The following is a 17,328-nucleotide window of genomic DNA, read 5'->3' as shown; positions in this document are numbered from 1 at the left end:
CCGAGAGGACACCATGAACGCCACCCCCCACGCCCCCTTCCCCGACGGCTTCCACTGGGGCGTCGCCACCGCCGCCCACCAGGTCGAGGGCAACAACGTCAACAGCGACACCTGGCTCCTGGAGAACCTGCCCGGCACGATCTTCGCCGAGCCCTCCGGGGACGCGATCGACCACTACCACCGCTACCGCGAGGACATCGCGCTGCTCGCCTCCCTCGGCCTCACCAGCTACCGCTTCTCCCTGGAGTGGGCGCGGATCGAGCCCGAGGAGGGGCAGTTCTCGGCGGCGGCCCTCGCCCACTACCGCCGGGTCCTGGAGACGTGCCGGGAACACGGTCTGCGGACCGTCGTCACCTACCACCACTTCACCTCGCCCCGCTGGCTGCTCGCGGCCGGCGGCTGGGAGGACGCCGAGACGCCTGCGCGGTTCGCCCGCTACTGCAAGGTGGTGACCGAGCACCTCGGCGACCTCGTCGACGTCGCCTGCACCCTCAACGAGCCCAACCTCCCCTCGCTCCTCGCCGCGATCGGCATCGGCGGCGAGGCCCCCGAGCACCGGGCGTCGGTGCCGGTGTGGGCGGCGGCCGCCGAACGGCTCGGCATCGAGGCGCGGCGGGTGGCGCCGTTCCAGTTCACGGCCTCCGAGGCCGGCTTCGAGGTGAAGCTCGCGGCCCACCGCGCGGCCGTGGCCGCGATCAAGTCGTACCGCCCGGATCTCATGGTCGGCTGGACGCTCGCGAACTCCGACATCCACGCGGCCCCCGGCGGCGAGGAGCGGGCCGAGACGGTGCGCCGCGAGGTCAACGAGCGGTATCTGCTGGCCTCCCGCGGCGACGACTTCGTCGGCATCCAGACCTACGGCCGCCATGTCTTCGACGCCGACGGGCTCGCCCCCGTCCCGGCCGGCACGCCCGTGAACCAGCTCGGCGAGGAGATCTACCCGCAGGGACTGGAGGCCACGGTCCGGGAGGCGGCGGCCGTCGCCGGCGTCCCGGTCCTGGTCACCGAGAACGGCCTCGCCACCGAGGACGACACCCAGCGCCTGGACTACCTGCGCACCGCGGTCGCCGGCGTCGCGGCGTGCCTGGCCGACGGGATCGACGTCCGCGGCTACATCGCCTGGACCGCGTTCGACAACTACGAGTGGATCTTCGGCTACCGTCCGAAGTTCGGCCTCGTCGCCGTCGACCGCGACACCCAGGTCCGCACGCCGAAGCCGAGCGCCCACTGGCTCGGCGACACCGCGCGGACGAACGGCGCCGGGATCGTCTCGGCCACCCGGTCGGCGTAAAGCCGCTCCGTGCCGGGGACCGGCGCTCCGGGAACCCGCCTGACCGGGTCCCGGAGCGCCGCACGGACGTGCTCCAGGCGGTGGGCGGGCTGGGCGATCCCGGTGCCGCCGCCCACGCGTCCCGGCTCACCGGACGTCTTGCGGACGCAGATGCGCCGCTGCGTGAGAGGCCCTGCGGGGCGGGCTCCTCCGAGGCGGGTGCCGGCTCGGATCTCAGTGCCCCCGCGCGATCCACTCCGCCAGGAACGGTGCCTCCGCGCCGATGGTGGTGCCGTCACCGTGCCCGGTGTGGACCTTGGTGTCCTCCGGCAGCGTGAGCAGCCGGTCCCTGATCGATCCGATGATGGTGGGGAAGTCGGAGAAGGACCGGCCGGTGGCTCCGGGGCCGCCCGCGAACAGCGTGTCGCCCGTGAACAGCGCTTCGGCTTCGGGCAGGTACAGGCAGACGGAGCCGGGCGAGTGCCCGGGCGTGTGGATCACCTCCACCGTCGTCCCCGCCACACCGATGCGCTGCGCGTCCGTCGCGCGATGGAAGGGCTGCCCGGGGTGGGTCATCTCCCACAGCTCCCGGTCCCCCGGGTGCAGCAGCACCGGCGCCTGCACCTCGCGGGACAGCTGTGGGGCGACGGTGACATGGTCGTTGTGACCGTGGGTGCACAGCACTGCCACGACGTTCCGGTCCGACACGGCCTTGACGATCGACTGTGCGTCGTGTGCCGCGTCGATGACCACCACCTCGGTGTCGTCGCCGACCAGCCATACGTTGTTGTCGACGTCCCAGGTGCCGCCGTCGAGGGCGAAGACGCCGGAGGTGACCACCCGTTCGATGCGCAGACCCGTCACAGGACGACCACCGAGCGCAGCACCTCACCGGCGTGCATGGTGTGAAAGGCCGTCTCGACGTCTTCGAGCGCGATGCGTTCGGAGACGAACCTCTCCAGCGGCAGTCTGCCCTGGAGGTGGAGGTCGACGAGCATCGGGAAGTCGCGCTCGGGCAGGCAGTCGCCGTACCAGGAGGACTTCAGCGCACCGCCGCGGGAGAAGAAGTCGAGCAGCGGCATGTCCAGGGTCATGTCGGGAGTCGGCACACCCACCAGGACCACGGTGCCCGCGAGGTCGCGTGCGTAGAACGCCTGCTTCCAGGTCTCGGGGCGGCCGACCGCGTCGATGACGACGTCGGCGCCGAAACCGCCCGTGAGCTCCGTGATCGAGGCGACGGCGTCGGTCTCACCGGCGTTGACCGTGTGGGTGGCGCCCAGGTCCGCCGCCCAGGCCAGCTTCTTGTCGTCCCGGTCCACCGCGATGATGGTCGAGGCGCCTGCCAGGCGTGCGCCGACGATCGCGGCGTCGCCGACGCCACCGCAGCCGATGACGGCCACCGAGTCGCCCCGGCTCACCCCGCCCGTGTTGACGGCGGCACCGAGGCCGGCCATGACGCCGCAGCCGAGCAGACCGGCGACGGCGGGGTCCACGGCGGGATCCACCTTGGTGCACTGCCCGGCGTGGACCAGGGTCTTGTCGGCGAAGGCGCCGATGCCGAGGGCGGGCGTGAGCTCCGTGCCATCGGTCAGGGTCATCTTCTGGCCGGCGTTGAACGTGCTGAAGCAGTACTGGGGGCGCCCGCGCTTACAGGACCGGCACCGCCCGCACACGGCACGCCAGTTCAGGACGACGAAGTCGCCCGGCTGCACCGACTCCACGCCGTCGCCGACGCTCTCCACGGTGCCGGCGGCCTCGTGGCCGAGCAGGAACGGGAACTCGTCGTTGATACCGCCCTCGCGATAGGTCAGGTCGGTGTGGCACACGCCGCACGCGGCGATGTCGACGACGACCTCCCCCGGCCCCGGATCGGGGATGACGATGTCGGTGAGCTCGACCGGAGCTCCCTGGGAACGGGCGATCACACCGCGCACCTGCTGAGGCATCTGAACTGGTTCCTTCATCCATGGATCGGGCACGGCACGCGCGCCGCGCATGCCACCTGCGACGTTAGCCCTGGACCGGCGGCCGGCCACCTGGCCGACCGACCAGTGCGAACTCGACTTCCGGCCAGTCGGCGCACCGGCTAGGGTGCGAAGAATGCCCGCCATGGAGACACCGCCGTCGGAGGCGGACCTGCTCGCGCTGCGCGAGGTCATCGAGGGTCCGCTGCACGAGATCGCGCTCAGGTTCTCCCGTTGCCTCGCGGACCGCTGGCCGCACACGGCGCTGGTCGTCTTCACGCGCGAGTGCACCGGCCGGCCGCGGAAGGTCGCGGGGGCGACGGACATGATCAACAAGGTCACGATCGCCGAGCTCGAGGAACTGAAGGCGCACCTCCGGCCAGGAGGAGCGGTCAGCACCACCGCGGCGGTCGGAGGGATGAACCGCACCGTCTGGGCCGTCCGCGATCCGGTCGACACCCTGCTCGTCCTCGTACCTCGGGCAGGGCGGACCCGCCTTCCCGAGCCGAGCACTCTCGCCGCGCTCTTCGGCATCGTCGCGACCTCGATCCGGCAGCAGGTCTCCCAGGCCAGTCCGGACTACCTCGCCGAATCACGGGCTGCCTCCAGCGAGCGGGCACGCACCATCGCCGAGATGGCAGCCGCCCAGGAAAGCGCGCTGCTGTCCGTCCTGAACACCCTGCGCAGCACGGCGCTCGACGACCGCCGTGCCCGTACCGCCGCCACCGAGTCGGCGTCCCTCGCGCTCGTGGCCCTGCGGTCGGCGCAGAAGACGGACCTGGCGCTGACCGAGGAACCCGCGCAGGCGGCGTTCACGAAGCTGCGCAGGGACATGCGGCAGTTGCTGAGGCATCACGGGGCGAGCGTGGAGTTCGTACCGCCGGCCAAGGCGGCCCGGACACTGCCCGGGGAGGTCGCCCATGCCGCTCGGGCCATGACCAGAACCGCCGTGCTGGCCTTCATCGCCCAGCCGTGCCTCTCCCGGCTGCGCATCGCATGGACGTGCGACGGCACGATGTTGCGGATCGACGTGCGGGACCAGGAGGCCGGGGGCCTCGATGTGAACGCGCTCTCCAGCCAACTGGAAGGACGGGCCAGGACCTTGGGCGCCACGGTTCAGCTGGACTGTGCGCCTGGCTGGGGAAGCCGGGTGGGCGTCGCTCTTCCCATCGACCCGCCGGCCGTTCGGCCGCGTGAGACCAAGCTGTCGAGCCTCAACGGACGGGAGCGGGAGGTACTGCGGCTCCTCGCGCAGGGCAGACGGAACAAGGCCATAGCGGACGAGCTGGGCGTGACCGAGAGCACGGTCAAGTTCCACGTCACCGGCGTGCTGAGGAAACTGGAGGTGAGCACGCGGGGCGAGGCCGCGGCGGTGGCGCTGAACGAGGGGTGACCGCACCGGAAGCGGGCTATTTCTTCGACTCCGGCGAACCAACCTTGTTTTCCGCTCGCATTGTTCTCCTGGTCGAATTCGAGTTCGATGAACGTATGTCCAGTGTCGAGAAATGCTCCCCGCCCGGTGGCGACGCGCCAGGGGAAGGTGCACGTTGGCCGGATGTGTAGGTCGACGTAGCTGTTCGGTCGGTCAGTTGTGGGAGAGGGTGGCGGTTTTCCGTCGGATCGGTGGGTGGGGTCGGCACGCACTCACCTCAGGGTCTTCACATTCCATGAGTGAATTTCCCTTCCGGTTGCAACCGACTTCCCTTCCGCCCCTCGGGGATCTTCCGCTTTCTCGGCGAGAATTCAGGCAAGTAGAAATCGCGTCACCAAGTCCTCTCGGCATTTTCAGGACTTTGTCTTCCGGGTGGGCCGATAAATCGTTTCGGCATATCTACGATCGCAGGCTATGACCGACACTCCACGGGACAACTCCGCCACCCGTGCCCGCTGGCAGACCTGTCTCAGGCTCGCCCGTGAACTCCTCCTCGTCGGACCCGACGGAAAAGACCTCAAGCTCGAATACCTGCACGCTCTGATAGACACGGGCCGCCTCGGTACCACCCGCCACCCGCGCAAGAAGGTCCTCGTCATAGGCGCCGGCATCACCGGCCTCGTCGTCGGCCGGCTGCTCAAGGACGCCGGGCACGACGTCACCATCCTCGAGGCGAACGCCAACCGCGTCGGCGGACGCATCAAGACCTTCCGCACCACCAAGCACCACCAGCCGTTCGCCGACCCGGCCCAGTACGCCGAGGCCGGGGCCATGCGGCTGCCCGACTTCCACCCGCTCGTCCTCGCCCTGGTCGACAAACTGGGCCTCGGCCGGCGCCAGTTCTACAACGTGGACATCGACCCCCACACGGGAAGCGGCCCCGACGTGCCCGTCCCTCCGGTGACGTACACCTCCTTCACCGGCCGGACGTGGACGTACGGCGACGACAGCCCGGACTTCGCCGAACCCGACAAGCGCGGCAACTCCTGGATCCGCGCCAACCGCGTCCAGGTGCGGCGCGCCGACTACGCCGCCGGACCCGAGCGGATCAACGAGGGCTTCCACCTCACCGACGACGAGGTCCGCGCCCCTGTCGCGCGGATGGTGGACGAGGCGCTGGAGAGCGTGCGCGACTACTACTCCGACGTCGTCGACGGCAAGCGGGTCGACAAGCCGTTCGACGAGTGGGTCGAGGGCTGGGCGCGGGTGATCCGCGACTTCGACGGCTACTCGATGGGCTCCTTCCTGCGCGACCGCGCCGGGCTCAGCGACGAGGCCGTCGAGGCCGTGGGAACCCTGGAGAACATGTCCTCGCGGCTCTACCTCTCCTTCTTCCACAGCTTCCTGAGCCGCAGCGACATCAACCCGGGCGTCCGCTACTGGGAGATCCCCGGCGGCAGCTGGCGCCTGCCGCACGCCCTGTACGAGGGCCTGCGCGACGAGGTGCGGCTCGGCCGGCGCGTGATCCGCCTCGAATACCACGACCCCAGCCGCGACACCGACCCCGAAGGCACCGGGGCTGTCGGGCCCGACGGGTGGGGCGTCGCCGTCCAGACCGTGGACGAGGAGGACCCGAAGGAACTGCCCCGTCTGTGGACGGCGGACCTGGCGGTCGTCACCATCCCGTTCTCCGCGCTGCGCTTCGTGGAGATCGTCCCCTCGATGTCGTACAAGAAGCGCCGCGCCGTCATCGAGACCCACTACGACCAGGCCACCAAGGTGCTGCTCGAATTCAGCCACCGCTGGTGGGAGTTCACCGAGGACGACTGGCGCGACACGCTGGACGGCATCGCGCCCGGCCTGTACGCGTACTACCGGCGGGGGCACGAGGCGGACACCGGGACCGTGGCCGTGCCCACGCTGCCCGAGCCCGGGGCCGGGCTGCTCGGCGCCGCCGTCAAGGACAGCCTCGTCACCGAGGAGATGCGGCGGATCGACGGGAGTCTGCCGCTGCGCGGCCCCGCCGTCAGGCCCGCCACCCACTGCTTCGGCGGGGGCTCCGCCACCGACAACCCCAACCGGTTCGTGTACTACCCCTCGCACCCGGTCGCGGACAGCACGGGCGGCGGCGTCGTCCTCGCCTCGTACTCCTGGTCCGACGACGCCGCACGCTGGGACTCCATGCCGAAGGCGGAGCGCTACCTCTACGCCCTGCGCAACCTCCAGGCCGTGCACGGCCGTCGCATCGAGGTGTTCTTCACCGGCCGGGGCGCCACCCAGAGCTGGGCCCGCGACCCGTACGCCTTCGGCGAGGCCGCCATCTACACCGCGCACCAGATGACCAGCTTCCACCTGGACGTCTCCCGGCCCGAGGGCCCGGTGCACTTCGCCGGCGAGCACACGTCCCTCAAGCACGCCTGGATCGAGGGCGCCCTGGAGAGCGCCGTCCGCGCCGCCCTCGCCGTCCACCAGGCCCCGCCGGTCACCGACCGGAAAGGCCCGGACCAGGACGTCCCGGGCGCGGACCGGGAAGGGGAGTCCTCGTGAGCGCGCCCGCCCCCGCCTGCACGGTGGCCCGCTATCTCGCCCTGCGGCTGGCCGAGCTGGGCATCACCCATCTGTTCGGCGTCCCCGGCAACCACCTCGGCCCGTTCCTCACCGCCGTGCGGGCCGAGGGCGACATCGACTGGGTCGGCACTCCGACCGAGGGCGGCGCCGGCCAGGCCGCCGACGCCTACGCCCGCATCCACGGCGTGGGCGCCGCGGCGGTGACGTACAGCGTGGGCGCGTTCAATCTGCTCAACGCCTGCGGTGGCGCGTACGTCGAGCAGGTCCCGCTCATCGCCGTCAACGCCTGCCCGCCGTACGAACAGTGGCAGAACTTCCGCGCGGTCGGGCTGCTCACCTCGCACATGAGCCCCCGCGCCGAGAGCAACCTGGACGTCTACCGGCAGGTCACCGTGGACGCACAGGTCATCTCCCACCCGGGCCTGGCACCCGCCCAGATCGACGCCGCGCTCACCGCCTGCGTCTCCGAGCGCCGGCCGGTCTACCTGGAGGTCATGGAAGACCTGTGGGACCAGCCCTGCCCCGAGCCGACGGGGTCGATCGTCCGCCGCGAACGGCCCTTCGGCGAGCGCCACCAGAGCATGCTGGACCAGGCCGTGCACGCGATCCTCGCCCTGATCGAGGAGCACCCCGGCCCGGACGGCAGGCCCCGCCCGATCGTGTGGGCCGGCGAGGAGATCGACCGGTACCGGCTCGGCGGGGAACTCACCGACCTGGTGGAGGCCACCGGCGTCCCGTTCTGCACGACCGTCGGTGCCAAGGCCGTCGTGGGAGAGGACCTGCCGCAGTTCCACGGCGTCTACAACGGCAAGGCCAGCCACCCGGACGTGTACGGGGTCTTCAAGGACTGGGCCACCTGCCGGATCGGGCTCGGGGCCTGGTCCACGTCGAAGAACCTCGGCGGTGAGCAGAGCGTCGGCACCGACTGGGTGATGGCGGCGCACGGCGGCGTCAGCGTCGGCACCTCCTACTTCCCCGACGTCCAGCTCGCCCGGTTGCTGCCCGCCGTCCAGGACGCGCTGGTGAAGGCCTACGGCTCCGAGGGCCTGTCCGCCGACTACTACGCCGAGTCCTACAGCTACCGGGGAGCGCGGGACGACCGCCCCGCCGGCCTGGCACAGCACCGCGCCTCGCTGAGCGTCAGCCGCGCGCGCTCCCAGGACGCCGAACGGCTCACCTACGACGGGGTGTTCGACCGGGTCAACCACTTCCTGGGCCAGGAGACCACGGACGACTGGACGGTCGTGTCCGACGCCGCGTTCTCCCTCATCGGCTCGATGAACCTGTCCCGGCCCGCGGGCGGCTTCCTGTCCCAGATCAGCTGGCTGTCCATCGGCTGGTCGGTCGGCGCGGCCACCGGCGCCGCGCTCGCCCCGGAACGCGAGGGCGCCCGCCCGATGGTGTTCGTCGGCGACGGCGCCTTCCAGGAGACCTGCCAGGAGATCTCCACGCACACCCGGCTCGGGCTGCGCTCGGTGGTGTTCGTCCTGGACAACGGGTCCTTCTACGGCATCGAGCAGATGCTGGTGCACCCGGCCTACTACGCCGGACAGGACCCCGCCGAGCCGGACTTCTACAACGTCCTCCACCCCTGGCACTACGACCGCCTCGCGGCCGTCTTCGCCGGCCGGGACACCCCGGCGAGCGGCCTCGGCGTCGCCCGCCCCACGGAGCTGGACGACCTGCTGGCCCGACTCGGCGACCCGCGCGACCCGGTCAACGCCGGACCCCTCCTGGTCCGCGTCCGACTGCACCGGCACGACTATCCGCGGGCCATGGCGTACAAGGTGCCGAAAACCTCGTGACCGGAATCCTCGTGACCGAAACGCTCGCAACGGAAACGCTCGCAACGGAAACGCTCGCGACAGGAACTCCCGCAACAGGAAATCTCGAATCCCCAGGGGGCAAGAAATGGCGGACCTGAACGTACTGATCGCGTTCGACGCGGCCACGATCGTCGAGCAGAACCCCGACGCGTCACGGAATCCCGACGCGCCGACCTACGTCGACCAGAGCCTGATCTACATGACGACGCGGCACGACCACATCGTCGGCACGTCGGGCGCCGAGCTGAACCTGCGGGCCGAGCCGGGGGACACCATCCGGTGGCGGGAGACGACGGTGTCGCTGGGCAGCGACTACAAGGCGCTGCTGTACCGGTACGTGAGCAGCGACCGCGATCACACACTCATCAGGACGCCGGAGATCGAGGTGGTCGACGGCGTCTATCCGCTGCCGCGGGAGGGCAGCGAGGGCAGTCCGGACTTCGTGACGCAGAGGTACCAGGACCACTACTGGCGCACCACGGTGAAGAGCGTCGGCAAGGTCGTGTACCACTTCTCCTTCCAGATCCTCGACCGGCACCGGCAGTTGAAGGGGTACTTCCAGTGGGACCCGTTCATCACCATCGAGGACTCCTGACGGTCCGGCCGTGACGGGCGGAGGCGGTCACCACCGCCGCCGCCCGTCACGGCTGTCGCCTCGATGCCGCTGGTGCGCCGGGCTCCGTGGCGGTCCAGACGATGTCCGTGCAGGCGCACATGCCACCCCTGAAGTCCGATAGCCCGGCTCCTGCCAGGTCATGCGCTGCTTACACCTGGCATGTGCGGCAGTATGCTGAGCGTATGCACGCCTACCGGACCGGTGAGGCAGCCGCACGAGGAGGAGCAGATCCGTGACAACCCGTTCCGTGTGCCGGACCCGCCGCACCCGCCGGATGATGCGGGCGACCGGTGCGAGCGCCGCCGCACTGCTGGCCCTGGGCGCCTGCTCCTCCTCCTCCTCCTCCGACGACTCGTCGTCCGCCACGTCCGGTTCCTCCGCTTCGGCGTCCTCCTCGGACCAGCTGTCGGGCACGGTGACCGTGTTCGCCGCCGCCTCGCTGAAGGAGAGCTTCACGACCCTGGGTGAGGAGTTCGAGAAGGCCCACCCGGGCACGAAGGTCACCTTCAGCTTCGGCGGCAGCGACACGCTCGCGGCGAGCATCACCGGCGGCGCGCCGGCGGACGTCTTCGCCTCGGCCAGCTCCAAGACCATGGCGATCGTGACGGACGCGAAGGACAACGCCACCGAGCCGGTCACCTTCGTCCGCAACCAGCTGGAGATCGCCACCCTGCCCGGCAACCCGGACGAGATCGCATCCCTGAAGGACCTCACGGACTCCGATCTGAAGGTCGTGCTGTGCGACGAGGCGGTGCCGTGCGGCGCCGCCGCCCAGAAGGCCCTGGACGCCAGCGAGCTGAAGCTCACCCCCGTCTCCTACGAGGAGGACGTCAAGGCCGCCCTCAACAAGGTGGTGCTGAAGGAGGCCGACGCCGCCGTCGTCTACAAGACCGATGTGCAGGCGGCCGGTGACAAGGTGGAGGGCGTGGACTTCCCCGAGTCGGCCGACGCCGTCAACGACTACCCCATCGCCCTGCTCAAGGACGCCCCGAACGCCGAGGCCGCCGAGGCGTTCATCGCCCTGGTGCGGTCCGCCGAGGGCCAGAAGGTCCTGACCGAGGCCGGGTTCCTCCAGCCGTGACCTCCCCGCACGACAAGTCCACGGCCGTGGCCGACCCCCTCGTGGGCGGGCCACGGCGCGGACGTGACCGCGCCGGCGCCGGACGGGGGGTACCGCTGCCGCTGCTGGTCCCCGCACTCGTGGGGCTGGCGTTCCTGGTCCTGCCGCTGATCGCCCTGCTCGTCCGCACCCCCTGGCACAGTCTGCCGCGGCAGCTGACCAGCCCGGAGGTCTGGCAGGCCCTGCGGCTCTCCCTGCTGTGCGCCACGGCGGCCACCGCGGTGAGCCTGGTCCTCGGTGTGCCGCTGGCCTGGCTGCTGGCCCGCGTGGACTTCCCCGGACGCGGCTTCGTCCGGGCCCTGGTCACCCTGCCGCTCGTCCTGCCGCCGGTGGTCGGGGGTGTGGCGCTGCTGCTCGCGCTCGGCCGCAACGGCGTCGTCGGACAGTGGCTCGACGCCTGGTTCGGCGTCACCCTGCCCTTCACCACCGCCGGGGTCGTGGTCGCCGAGGCGTTCGTCGCCATGCCGTTCCTCGTCATCAGCGTCGAGGGCACCCTGCGCGCCGCCGACCCGCGCTACGAGGAGGCCGCGGCCACCCTGGGCGCCTCCCGGTTCACCGCGTTCCGCCGCGTCACGCTCCCCCTGATCGCCCCGGGCATCGCGGCGGGGGCGGTGCTGGCCTGGGCGCGGGCGCTGGGCGAGTTCGGCGCGACGATCACCTTCGCCGGCAACTTCCCCGGCCGCACCCAGACCATGCCGCTGGCCGTGTACCTGGCCCTCCAGAGCGAACCGGAGGCGGCCATCGCCCTCAGCCTCGTCCTGCTGGCCGTGTCGATCGCGGTCCTCGCGGGACTGCGCGACCGCTGGATGACCGCATCATGACCGGCCTCGACGACACCGCGCACGACACCGGCACCCTGCCCCGTCCCGCCGACGAGGGGCTGGACGCCCGTCTCGTGGTCGACCGCGGCCGTTTCCGCCTCGACGTCACCCTCACGGCCACCCCTGGTGACGTGGTCGCCCTGCTCGGCCCCAACGGCGCCGGCAAGACCACCGCCCTGCGCGCGCTGGCCGGTCTCGTCCCCCTCACGGACGGGCACCTCCGGCTCGACGGCGCCCCGCTGCACCGCACACCGCCCGAGTCCCGCCCGGTCGGCGTCGTCTTCCAGGACTACCTGCTCTTCCCTCATCTCACCGCCCTCGACAACGTGGCCTTCGGCCCCCGCTGCCACGGCGCCGGCAAAGCGGAGGCGCGGGCCCGGGCCGCCGAGTGGCTGCGGCGGATGGGCCTTGCCGAACACGCCGGCGCCAAGCCCCGCAGGCTCTCCGGCGGGCAGGCCCAGCGCGTCGCCCTCGCCCGCGCCCTCGCCACGCACCCCCGGCTGCTCCTCCTCGACGAGCCCCTCGCCGCGCTCGACGCCCGCACCCGCCTCGACGTCCGCGCCCAGCTCCGCCGCCACCTCGCCGACTTCGAGGCCGTCGCCGTACTCGTCACCCACGACCCGTTGGACGCGATGGTCCTGGCCGACCGCCTGGTCGTCGTCGAGGACGGGCACGTGGTGCAGGAAGGCACCCCGCAGGACATCGCCCGCCACCCGCGCACCGACTACATCGCCCACCTCGTCGGCCTGAACCTCCACAAGGGGGAGGCCGAGGGCCACACCGTACGGCTCGACGCCGGGCCCGCCATCACCACCAGCGAGGACCTCACCGGGCCGGTCTTCGTCACCTTCCCGCCGAGCGCGGTCACCCTGCACCGCGACCGCCCCACCGGCTCCAGCGCCCGCAACCTGTGGCACTGCGAGATCGCGGGCCTGGAGACCCACGGCGACCGGATCCGAGCCGCCCTCACCGGCGATCTCCCTCTCGCCGCCGACCTCACCACCGCCGCCGCCGCCGAACTCGGCCTGCACCCGGGCGCACCGGTCTGGGCCACGGTCAAGGCGACACAGACCCACGCCTACCCGGCCTGAGTCCCGGCGACGCGCCCCGACCGGCTCCCGCGGCGGAGGGGGCCGGGACCTGGACACCGGCGACCATGGAGGTGGCACCTAGGGCCTGTTGCGAAAGTCCCGTCGTCCGCCCGGAGGGCGGGCCTGGCGGCGTCAGGTGCGTGCTCTCGGCGTGCCGGCCCCTGGCCCTCGTACTGGATGTACTTGGGTCAGGGGCCGGTGCGGCGAGAGTGCGTGCATGGCGTCGTCGGGCAGGCGGGACTTTCGCAACAGGCCCTAGGGCGCTTCTGACGGATCTCCGCGGCGTCGCGACGCCGCGGAGATCCGTCAGAAGCGCCCTAGACTGCTGTGGTGCCTTCACCTTCCGAGCAGTCGACCGCGCCCGGTGGTTTCCGCGCGCCCAAGCAGGAGCGGAGCCAGCGCTCGTTCGAGCTGGTCCTGGACACCACGCTGGAGCTGCTGGCCGAGAAGGGGTACGCCGGCTTCGCCCTCACCGAGGTCAGCAAGCGTTCCGGGGTGTCCATCGGTTCGATCTACACGCGGGTGGACGGCAAGGACGACCTGCTGCGGGCGGCACAGGGGCATTTCCTGACCGGGATGCTCGCGGAACACCGGGCGCTGACCGACCCCGACCGGTGGACCGGAGCCTCCCTGGCGGAGCTGCTGCCCCGGCTGATCGAGGGGTTCGCCGCCCTGCTGGAGCGTCAGGGGCGGGTGCTCGGAGCGTTCCAGCAGCGCGGGGCGGTCGACCCCGAGGTGGCCAAGGTGGGCAAGGCCGCGTACTTCGACATGCGGGAGCGCTTCGTCGGTCTGCTGCTGGCGCGGCACGACGAGATGCGGCATGCCGATCCGGTCCGCGCGGTGGGGTCGTGCTTCACCGTCGTCTACGCCGCGTTGGCCCGTGGCCTGGCGCTCGATGTGCCTGCCGCTGCGGCGGAGGGGACGGATCTGGACACGCTGCTGGAGGATCTCGGTGTGATGGCCCTGGCGTTCCTGTGCGCCGACGGCGAGGCCGGGCCGCTCTCGGGTTGATCGGCGGCACGTCGGGGCGCGGGGCGGTGACCTGCGCCCCGACGTGCCGCCCGCCGCGGACCGTGTCAGGGAGGTCCGCGGGGTCAGGCGGCCGGGTGGTCGCCGGGTTCAGGCCGCGCGCACGCCGGCAGCCGGTGCGCCGAAGCGGACCGCGAACTCGTGGACCTGGCCGCCGAGCAGGTCGAGCTGGGCGCCGACGGCGGCGTCGGCGCACTCCCCGTCCGCGGTGAACAGCGGCCCGGCCCCGGAGTTGAGGGTGACGCCGAGTGGCGTGGGCCAGCCACGCATGGCGTGCACGACGTTGCGCAGGGCGGTCAGGGTGGTGCCGCAGGCCTGCCAGCCGGCCGCCGTGACGACGAGGCCGACCGCGCGTCCGTCGAAGTAGACGCGGGTGTCGTCCCGCAGGTCTTCGAGCAGGTCGACGGCGTTCTTGACCAGCCCGGAGATGCCTCCGTGGTAGCCGGGCGAGCCGATGATCAGGCCGTCGGCGCGGCGCACCGCGTCGACGAGCTGCCGCTGCTGTGCGGAGCGCTCAGGACGTTCCGGCGCGTAGTGGGGGAGGGACGCGAGGAAGTCCCCGCCGAAGTGGAGTGTCCGGGCGCCGCGCTTCTCGGCCGCGGTCAAGGCGGTGCGGACGGCGAGTTCGCTGCTGGATCCGGGGCGGGTCGTGCCGCCGATACCGACGATCAGGTGACTCACAGGCTGGTTCCGTTCTGGCCGGGGCGCGGAAGCGCGGCGGTGGGGCCGCGGAAGCGCGGCGGTGGGGCCGCGGGGCCCCGTGGAGCAGTTGTATCAGAATGATGATTCTGAAAACTAGGTTCCACGGGGCGCTGCCGTCAAGGCGTCCGCCGGTGCCGTGTGCGTCGCGGTTCCGAAGCGGGGCGAGTCGGGTGGTGCCCTGTCCGTCGCGGCGCCGCCCTGATTAGAATGAGGATTCTAAATATGTGAAGCTGGGCCGTCCGCACCGCGCAGGCCCGGCGGCCGAGCCGCACGAGGCTCCGCCCCCTGGACAGGAGGATCGCCTCATGACCGACCTGGCACCGCAGGCGCGCGACCGGGACGCGGTCCCGGCTTCCGGGCGTGACGGCCTGCCGCCCCCGGACGCGGTGGACCCCGCCGCGCGCGCCCGGCTCACCGCCGGATCCTCCGGCTGGGCCACACTCGCCGAGCCGGACCTCGGACTGCGGCCGGTGGTGCTGGTGGACGGACCGCTCGGCCTGGTCAGTCCGACCTTCGACGAACGTGACACCTCTCTGCTCCTGCCCAGCGGCATCGCCCTCGGCGCGACCTGGGACCCCTCCACGGTCCGGGCCGTCGCCGCGGCCGAGGCGTCGGAGGCCCGCCGCCGCGGCATCGACGCGGTCTACGCCCCCAACCTCAACCTCGCCCGCACCGGCCTGTCCGGCCGCACCTTCGAGATGCTCTCCGAGGACCCGCTGCTGGCCGGCCTGCTGGGAGCCGCCTTCGTCCAGGGACTCCAGGGACAGGGGGTGGCCGCCGTCCCGAAACACCTGGTGGCCAACGACACCGAGACCGAACGCCGGCGCATGAACAGCACGGTGGACGACGCCTCGCTGCGCGAGGTCTATCTGCGGCCCTTCGAACTCGCCGTCCGGGCCGGGGCCTGGGCCCTGATGACCGCCTACAACCGGCTCAACGGCGTTCCCTGCGCGGCCAGCACCGAACTGCTGGACATCGTCAAGGGCGAGTGGGGCTTCGACGGGCTCGTCATCTCCGACTACTTCGCCCTGCACGAGACCGTGGGCCCGGCTCTCGCCGGCTGTGACCTGGAGATGCCGGGACCCGCCCTCCACTTCGGCCGACGCCTCGCCGAGGCCGTCGAGCGCGGGCAGGTGCCGCAGGAGCGCGTCGACGACGCCACGACCCGACTGCTGCGGCTGGCCCGGCGGGTCGGCCGTCTCGACGGCGCCGACCACGTCCCGGCCCGTCCCGACGAGTACGTGCCCGCCGACCGCGCCCACGAGATCCTGGTGCGGGCCGCCGCGGCCTCGTTCGTCCTGGTGCGCAACGGAAACGGGCTGCTGCCCCTGGAACCGGACCGCCTCACCCGGCTCGCCGTCATCGGCCCCAACGCCGACCGGCCCTGTCACCAGGGAGCCACGTTCGGCCGGGTCCGTCCCGCCGACAGCGCCGTCACCCCGATCGAGGCACTGCGCGCACGCTACGGCTCCTCCTGCGAGATCGTCCACGAACGAGGCGTGGACAGCACGCCCGCGGCACCCCTGGGGGCCTTCGACGTCACCACGCCGGACGGGCACCGCGGTGTTCTGCTGGAGCACTTCCGCGACGACACCCGCGTCGTGGCCGAGACCCGCGGCGACAGCTCCTTCGTCTGGTTCGGCACGGTCCCGGGCGTCGGGCCGACCACCGAGCCGGGCCGGCTGCGCCTGACCGCCGTCCTCACGCCCGACCGGGACGGCCTGTGGACGATCGGCGCGGGCGGATCCGGTGACACCGTGCTCACGGTCGACGGCCGGCGCCTCGCGCACCGGCCCGCACCCGCCCCCGGCGACCTCATGGGCCAGGTCGCCCGTGCGGAGACCAGCACGGGCGCCGTCGCACTGCGGGCGGGCGAGCCGGTGCGCGTCGTCGCCGACATGACCACCGGGGGCGGGCGGGTCCAGGCCCTCACCGTGAGCGCCGCACCTCCCGCCACACCGGACGCCGTCGAACGGGCGGTTCGCGCCGCCGCGGACGCCGACGCCGTCGTGCTGGTCGTCGGCGACGAACTGCGGACCGCCCGCGAGAGCCGCGACCTGCCCCACTCCGCACTCCCCGCGGAACAGCGGGAGCTGATCCGGCGCGTGGCGGACGCCAACGCGCACACCGTCGTCGTCGTCAACGCCGGGCGTCCGGTCGACGCGCCCTGGGCGGACGACGTCCCCGCCGTGCTCCAGACCTGGTACGCGGGCCAGGGATACGGTGAGGCGCTCGCCCGCGTGCTGGCGGGCGACGACGAACCGGGCGGCCGTATGCCGGTGACCGTTCCGCGTACCGACGCCGACCGCTCCACCCACGGGGAGACTCTCGACGCCGACCTCACCCGGCACTACACGGCGGCCGAACCGACCGGCTACCGCCACCTGCTCGGCACGGGCACCCCAGCCCGTTTCGCCTTCGGCGCCGGGCAGGGCTACACCACCTGGCGGTACGGACGCGCCGAACTCGTCCGGGACGGTGCCGGCGGTCCTGAGCGGCCGGAGACGTGGTCGGTGCGGCTGACCGTGACGAACACCGGTGACCGGCCCGGCCGTGACGTCGTACAGGTGTACCTGGCGGCGCCCGGTGAGAAGGACGCACGGCTGGGCGGCTTCGCCGGGGTCACCCTGGGCGTGGGGGAGTCGGCCGAGGTGCGGGTCCGTCTCGACGAGCGCGCCTGGTCCCGATGGGACGCGGCGTCGGCCGCCTGGCGGGTTCCGGCGGGCGCCCACCGCGTGCTGGTCTGCCGGTCCGCCGAGGACGTCGCGTACGAACTCGTCCGGGAGGTACCGGAGCGCTCTTGACCGGTGCCCGCCGCACGATCCCCAGGCAGGCCGTGGGGGGCCCCCCCCCCCCGGGGGGGGGCGGGGGGGGGGGCGGGCGGGGGGGGGGCGGGGAGCCGCGCACCACCGGGGGCTGGGCGGCCACGCGGGGCGGCGCCGCGCCGGG

At 72.2% G+C, this 17,328-nt stretch carries 13 protein-coding genes; 10 read left to right on the top strand and 3 right to left on the bottom strand.

Translation table 11 applies throughout. The features are described from left to right. Window positions 1–13: 13 nt before the first annotated feature. Window positions 14–1,291 carry a glycoside hydrolase family 1 protein gene (locus ACZ3KJ_RS20770; protein ID WP_467528874.1) on the top strand — a complete coding sequence of 426 codons (1,278 nt, stop codon included), beginning with the start codon at window positions 14–16 and terminating at the stop codon, window positions 1,289–1,291. Between the two features lie 213 nt (window positions 1,292–1,504). Here the strand turns inward: ACZ3KJ_RS20770 and ACZ3KJ_RS20765 are convergent, their stop codons facing one another. Both ACZ3KJ_RS20765 and ACZ3KJ_RS20760 read right to left on the bottom strand, forming a co-directional pair. Next, window positions 1,505–2,134: an MBL fold metallo-hydrolase gene (locus tag ACZ3KJ_RS20765; RefSeq protein ID WP_467528872.1), complete on the bottom strand. Its 630-nt coding sequence runs from the start codon at window positions 2,132–2,134 to the stop codon at window positions 1,505–1,507. Beyond that, the gene (locus ACZ3KJ_RS20760) at window positions 2,131–3,216 is read right to left on the bottom strand and encodes an S-(hydroxymethyl)mycothiol dehydrogenase (RefSeq protein ID WP_467528870.1); all 1,086 of its coding nucleotides are present in this window, start codon (window positions 3,214–3,216) and stop codon (window positions 2,131–2,133) included. The genes ACZ3KJ_RS20765 and ACZ3KJ_RS20760 overlap by 4 nt, the downstream gene beginning before the upstream one ends. Before the next feature lie 163 nt (window positions 3,217–3,379). On the opposite strand from ACZ3KJ_RS20760, the gene ACZ3KJ_RS20755 reads away from it, so the two are divergent. The 8 genes from ACZ3KJ_RS20755 to ACZ3KJ_RS20720 all read left to right on the top strand — a co-directional run bounded on the left by ACZ3KJ_RS20755 (window position 3,380) and on the right by ACZ3KJ_RS20720 (window position 13,659). Beyond that, entirely contained in the window at window positions 3,380–4,627 is a 1,248-nt protein-coding gene (locus tag ACZ3KJ_RS20755) for a helix-turn-helix transcriptional regulator (protein WP_467528868.1), read from the top strand. A 453-nt stretch (window positions 4,628–5,080) separates the two neighbouring features. Then, complete coding sequence (locus ACZ3KJ_RS20750; RefSeq protein WP_467528866.1) at window positions 5,081–7,153, top strand: flavin monoamine oxidase family protein; 2,073 nt, start codon at window positions 5,081–5,083, stop codon at window positions 7,151–7,153. Continuing rightward, a complete protein-coding gene (locus ACZ3KJ_RS20745; RefSeq protein ID WP_467528864.1) occupies window positions 7,150–8,979 on the top strand; it encodes a thiamine pyrophosphate-binding protein in 1,830 nt (609 codons plus the stop codon). The genes ACZ3KJ_RS20750 and ACZ3KJ_RS20745 overlap by 4 nt, the downstream gene beginning before the upstream one ends. Before the next feature lie 106 nt (window positions 8,980–9,085). Beyond that, window positions 9,086–9,595: an inclusion body family protein gene (locus ACZ3KJ_RS20740; RefSeq protein WP_467528862.1), complete on the top strand. Its 510-nt coding sequence runs from the start codon at window positions 9,086–9,088 to the stop codon at window positions 9,593–9,595. A 253-nt stretch (window positions 9,596–9,848) separates the two neighbouring features. Continuing rightward, window positions 9,849–10,697 carry a molybdate ABC transporter substrate-binding protein gene (modA, locus tag ACZ3KJ_RS20735; RefSeq protein WP_467528860.1) on the top strand — a complete coding sequence of 283 codons (849 nt, stop codon included), beginning with the start codon at window positions 9,849–9,851 and terminating at the stop codon, window positions 10,695–10,697. Further along, window positions 10,694–11,557 (top strand): ABC transporter permease, encoded by an 864-nt coding sequence (locus ACZ3KJ_RS20730; protein WP_467528858.1) that lies wholly within the window; start codon window positions 10,694–10,696, stop codon window positions 11,555–11,557. The genes modA and ACZ3KJ_RS20730 overlap by 4 nt, the downstream gene beginning before the upstream one ends. Continuing rightward, complete coding sequence (locus ACZ3KJ_RS20725) at window positions 11,554–12,648, top strand: ABC transporter ATP-binding protein (RefSeq protein WP_467528856.1); 1,095 nt, start codon at window positions 11,554–11,556, stop codon at window positions 12,646–12,648. Before ACZ3KJ_RS20730 ends, ACZ3KJ_RS20725 begins: the two co-directional genes overlap by 4 nt. 330 nt (window positions 12,649–12,978) lie before the next feature. After that, the gene (locus ACZ3KJ_RS20720; protein WP_467528854.1) at window positions 12,979–13,659 is read left to right on the top strand and encodes a TetR/AcrR family transcriptional regulator; all 681 of its coding nucleotides are present in this window, start codon (window positions 12,979–12,981) and stop codon (window positions 13,657–13,659) included. Between the two features lie 108 nt (window positions 13,660–13,767). On the opposite strand, the gene ACZ3KJ_RS20715 is transcribed toward ACZ3KJ_RS20720, so the two are convergent. Beyond that, complete coding sequence (locus ACZ3KJ_RS20715) at window positions 13,768–14,358, bottom strand: NADPH-dependent FMN reductase (RefSeq protein ID WP_467528852.1); 591 nt, start codon at window positions 14,356–14,358, stop codon at window positions 13,768–13,770. A gap of 326 nt (window positions 14,359–14,684) precedes the next feature. Here ACZ3KJ_RS20715 and ACZ3KJ_RS20710 point away from each other — a divergent pair, with 326 nt between their 5' ends. After that, window positions 14,685–17,183: a beta-glucosidase gene (locus ACZ3KJ_RS20710; protein WP_467528850.1), complete on the top strand. Its 2,499-nt coding sequence runs from the start codon at window positions 14,685–14,687 to the stop codon at window positions 17,181–17,183. Window positions 17,184–17,328: the final 145 nt, after the last annotated feature.

This window comes from Streptomyces sp. NPDC003248, from assembly GCF_055563235.1.
Note: the sequence above shows the minus strand (reverse complement) of the source record. Positions and strands in the feature narration are given on the sequence as shown.

Excerpts from the sequence above, each read along its gene's own strand:
- ACZ3KJ_RS20770 (WP_467528874.1), top strand. The coding sequence starts at position 14 with ATGAACGCCACCCCCCACGCCCCCTTCCCCGACGGCTTCCACTGGGGC.
- ACZ3KJ_RS20760 (WP_467528870.1), bottom strand. The coding sequence starts at position 3,216 with ATGCCTCAGCAGGTGCGCGGTGTGATCGCCCGTTCCCAGGGAGCTCCG.
- ACZ3KJ_RS20755 (WP_467528868.1), top strand. The coding sequence starts at position 3,380 with ATGGAGACACCGCCGTCGGAGGCGGACCTGCTCGCGCTGCGCGAGGTC.
- ACZ3KJ_RS20750 (WP_467528866.1), top strand. The coding sequence starts at position 5,081 with ATGACCGACACTCCACGGGACAACTCCGCCACCCGTGCCCGCTGGCAG.
- ACZ3KJ_RS20740 (WP_467528862.1), top strand. The coding sequence starts at position 9,086 with ATGGCGGACCTGAACGTACTGATCGCGTTCGACGCGGCCACGATCGTC.
- ACZ3KJ_RS20725 (WP_467528856.1), top strand. The coding sequence starts at position 11,554 with ATGACCGGCCTCGACGACACCGCGCACGACACCGGCACCCTGCCCCGT.
- ACZ3KJ_RS20710 (WP_467528850.1), top strand. The coding sequence starts at position 14,685 with ATGACCGACCTGGCACCGCAGGCGCGCGACCGGGACGCGGTCCCGGCT.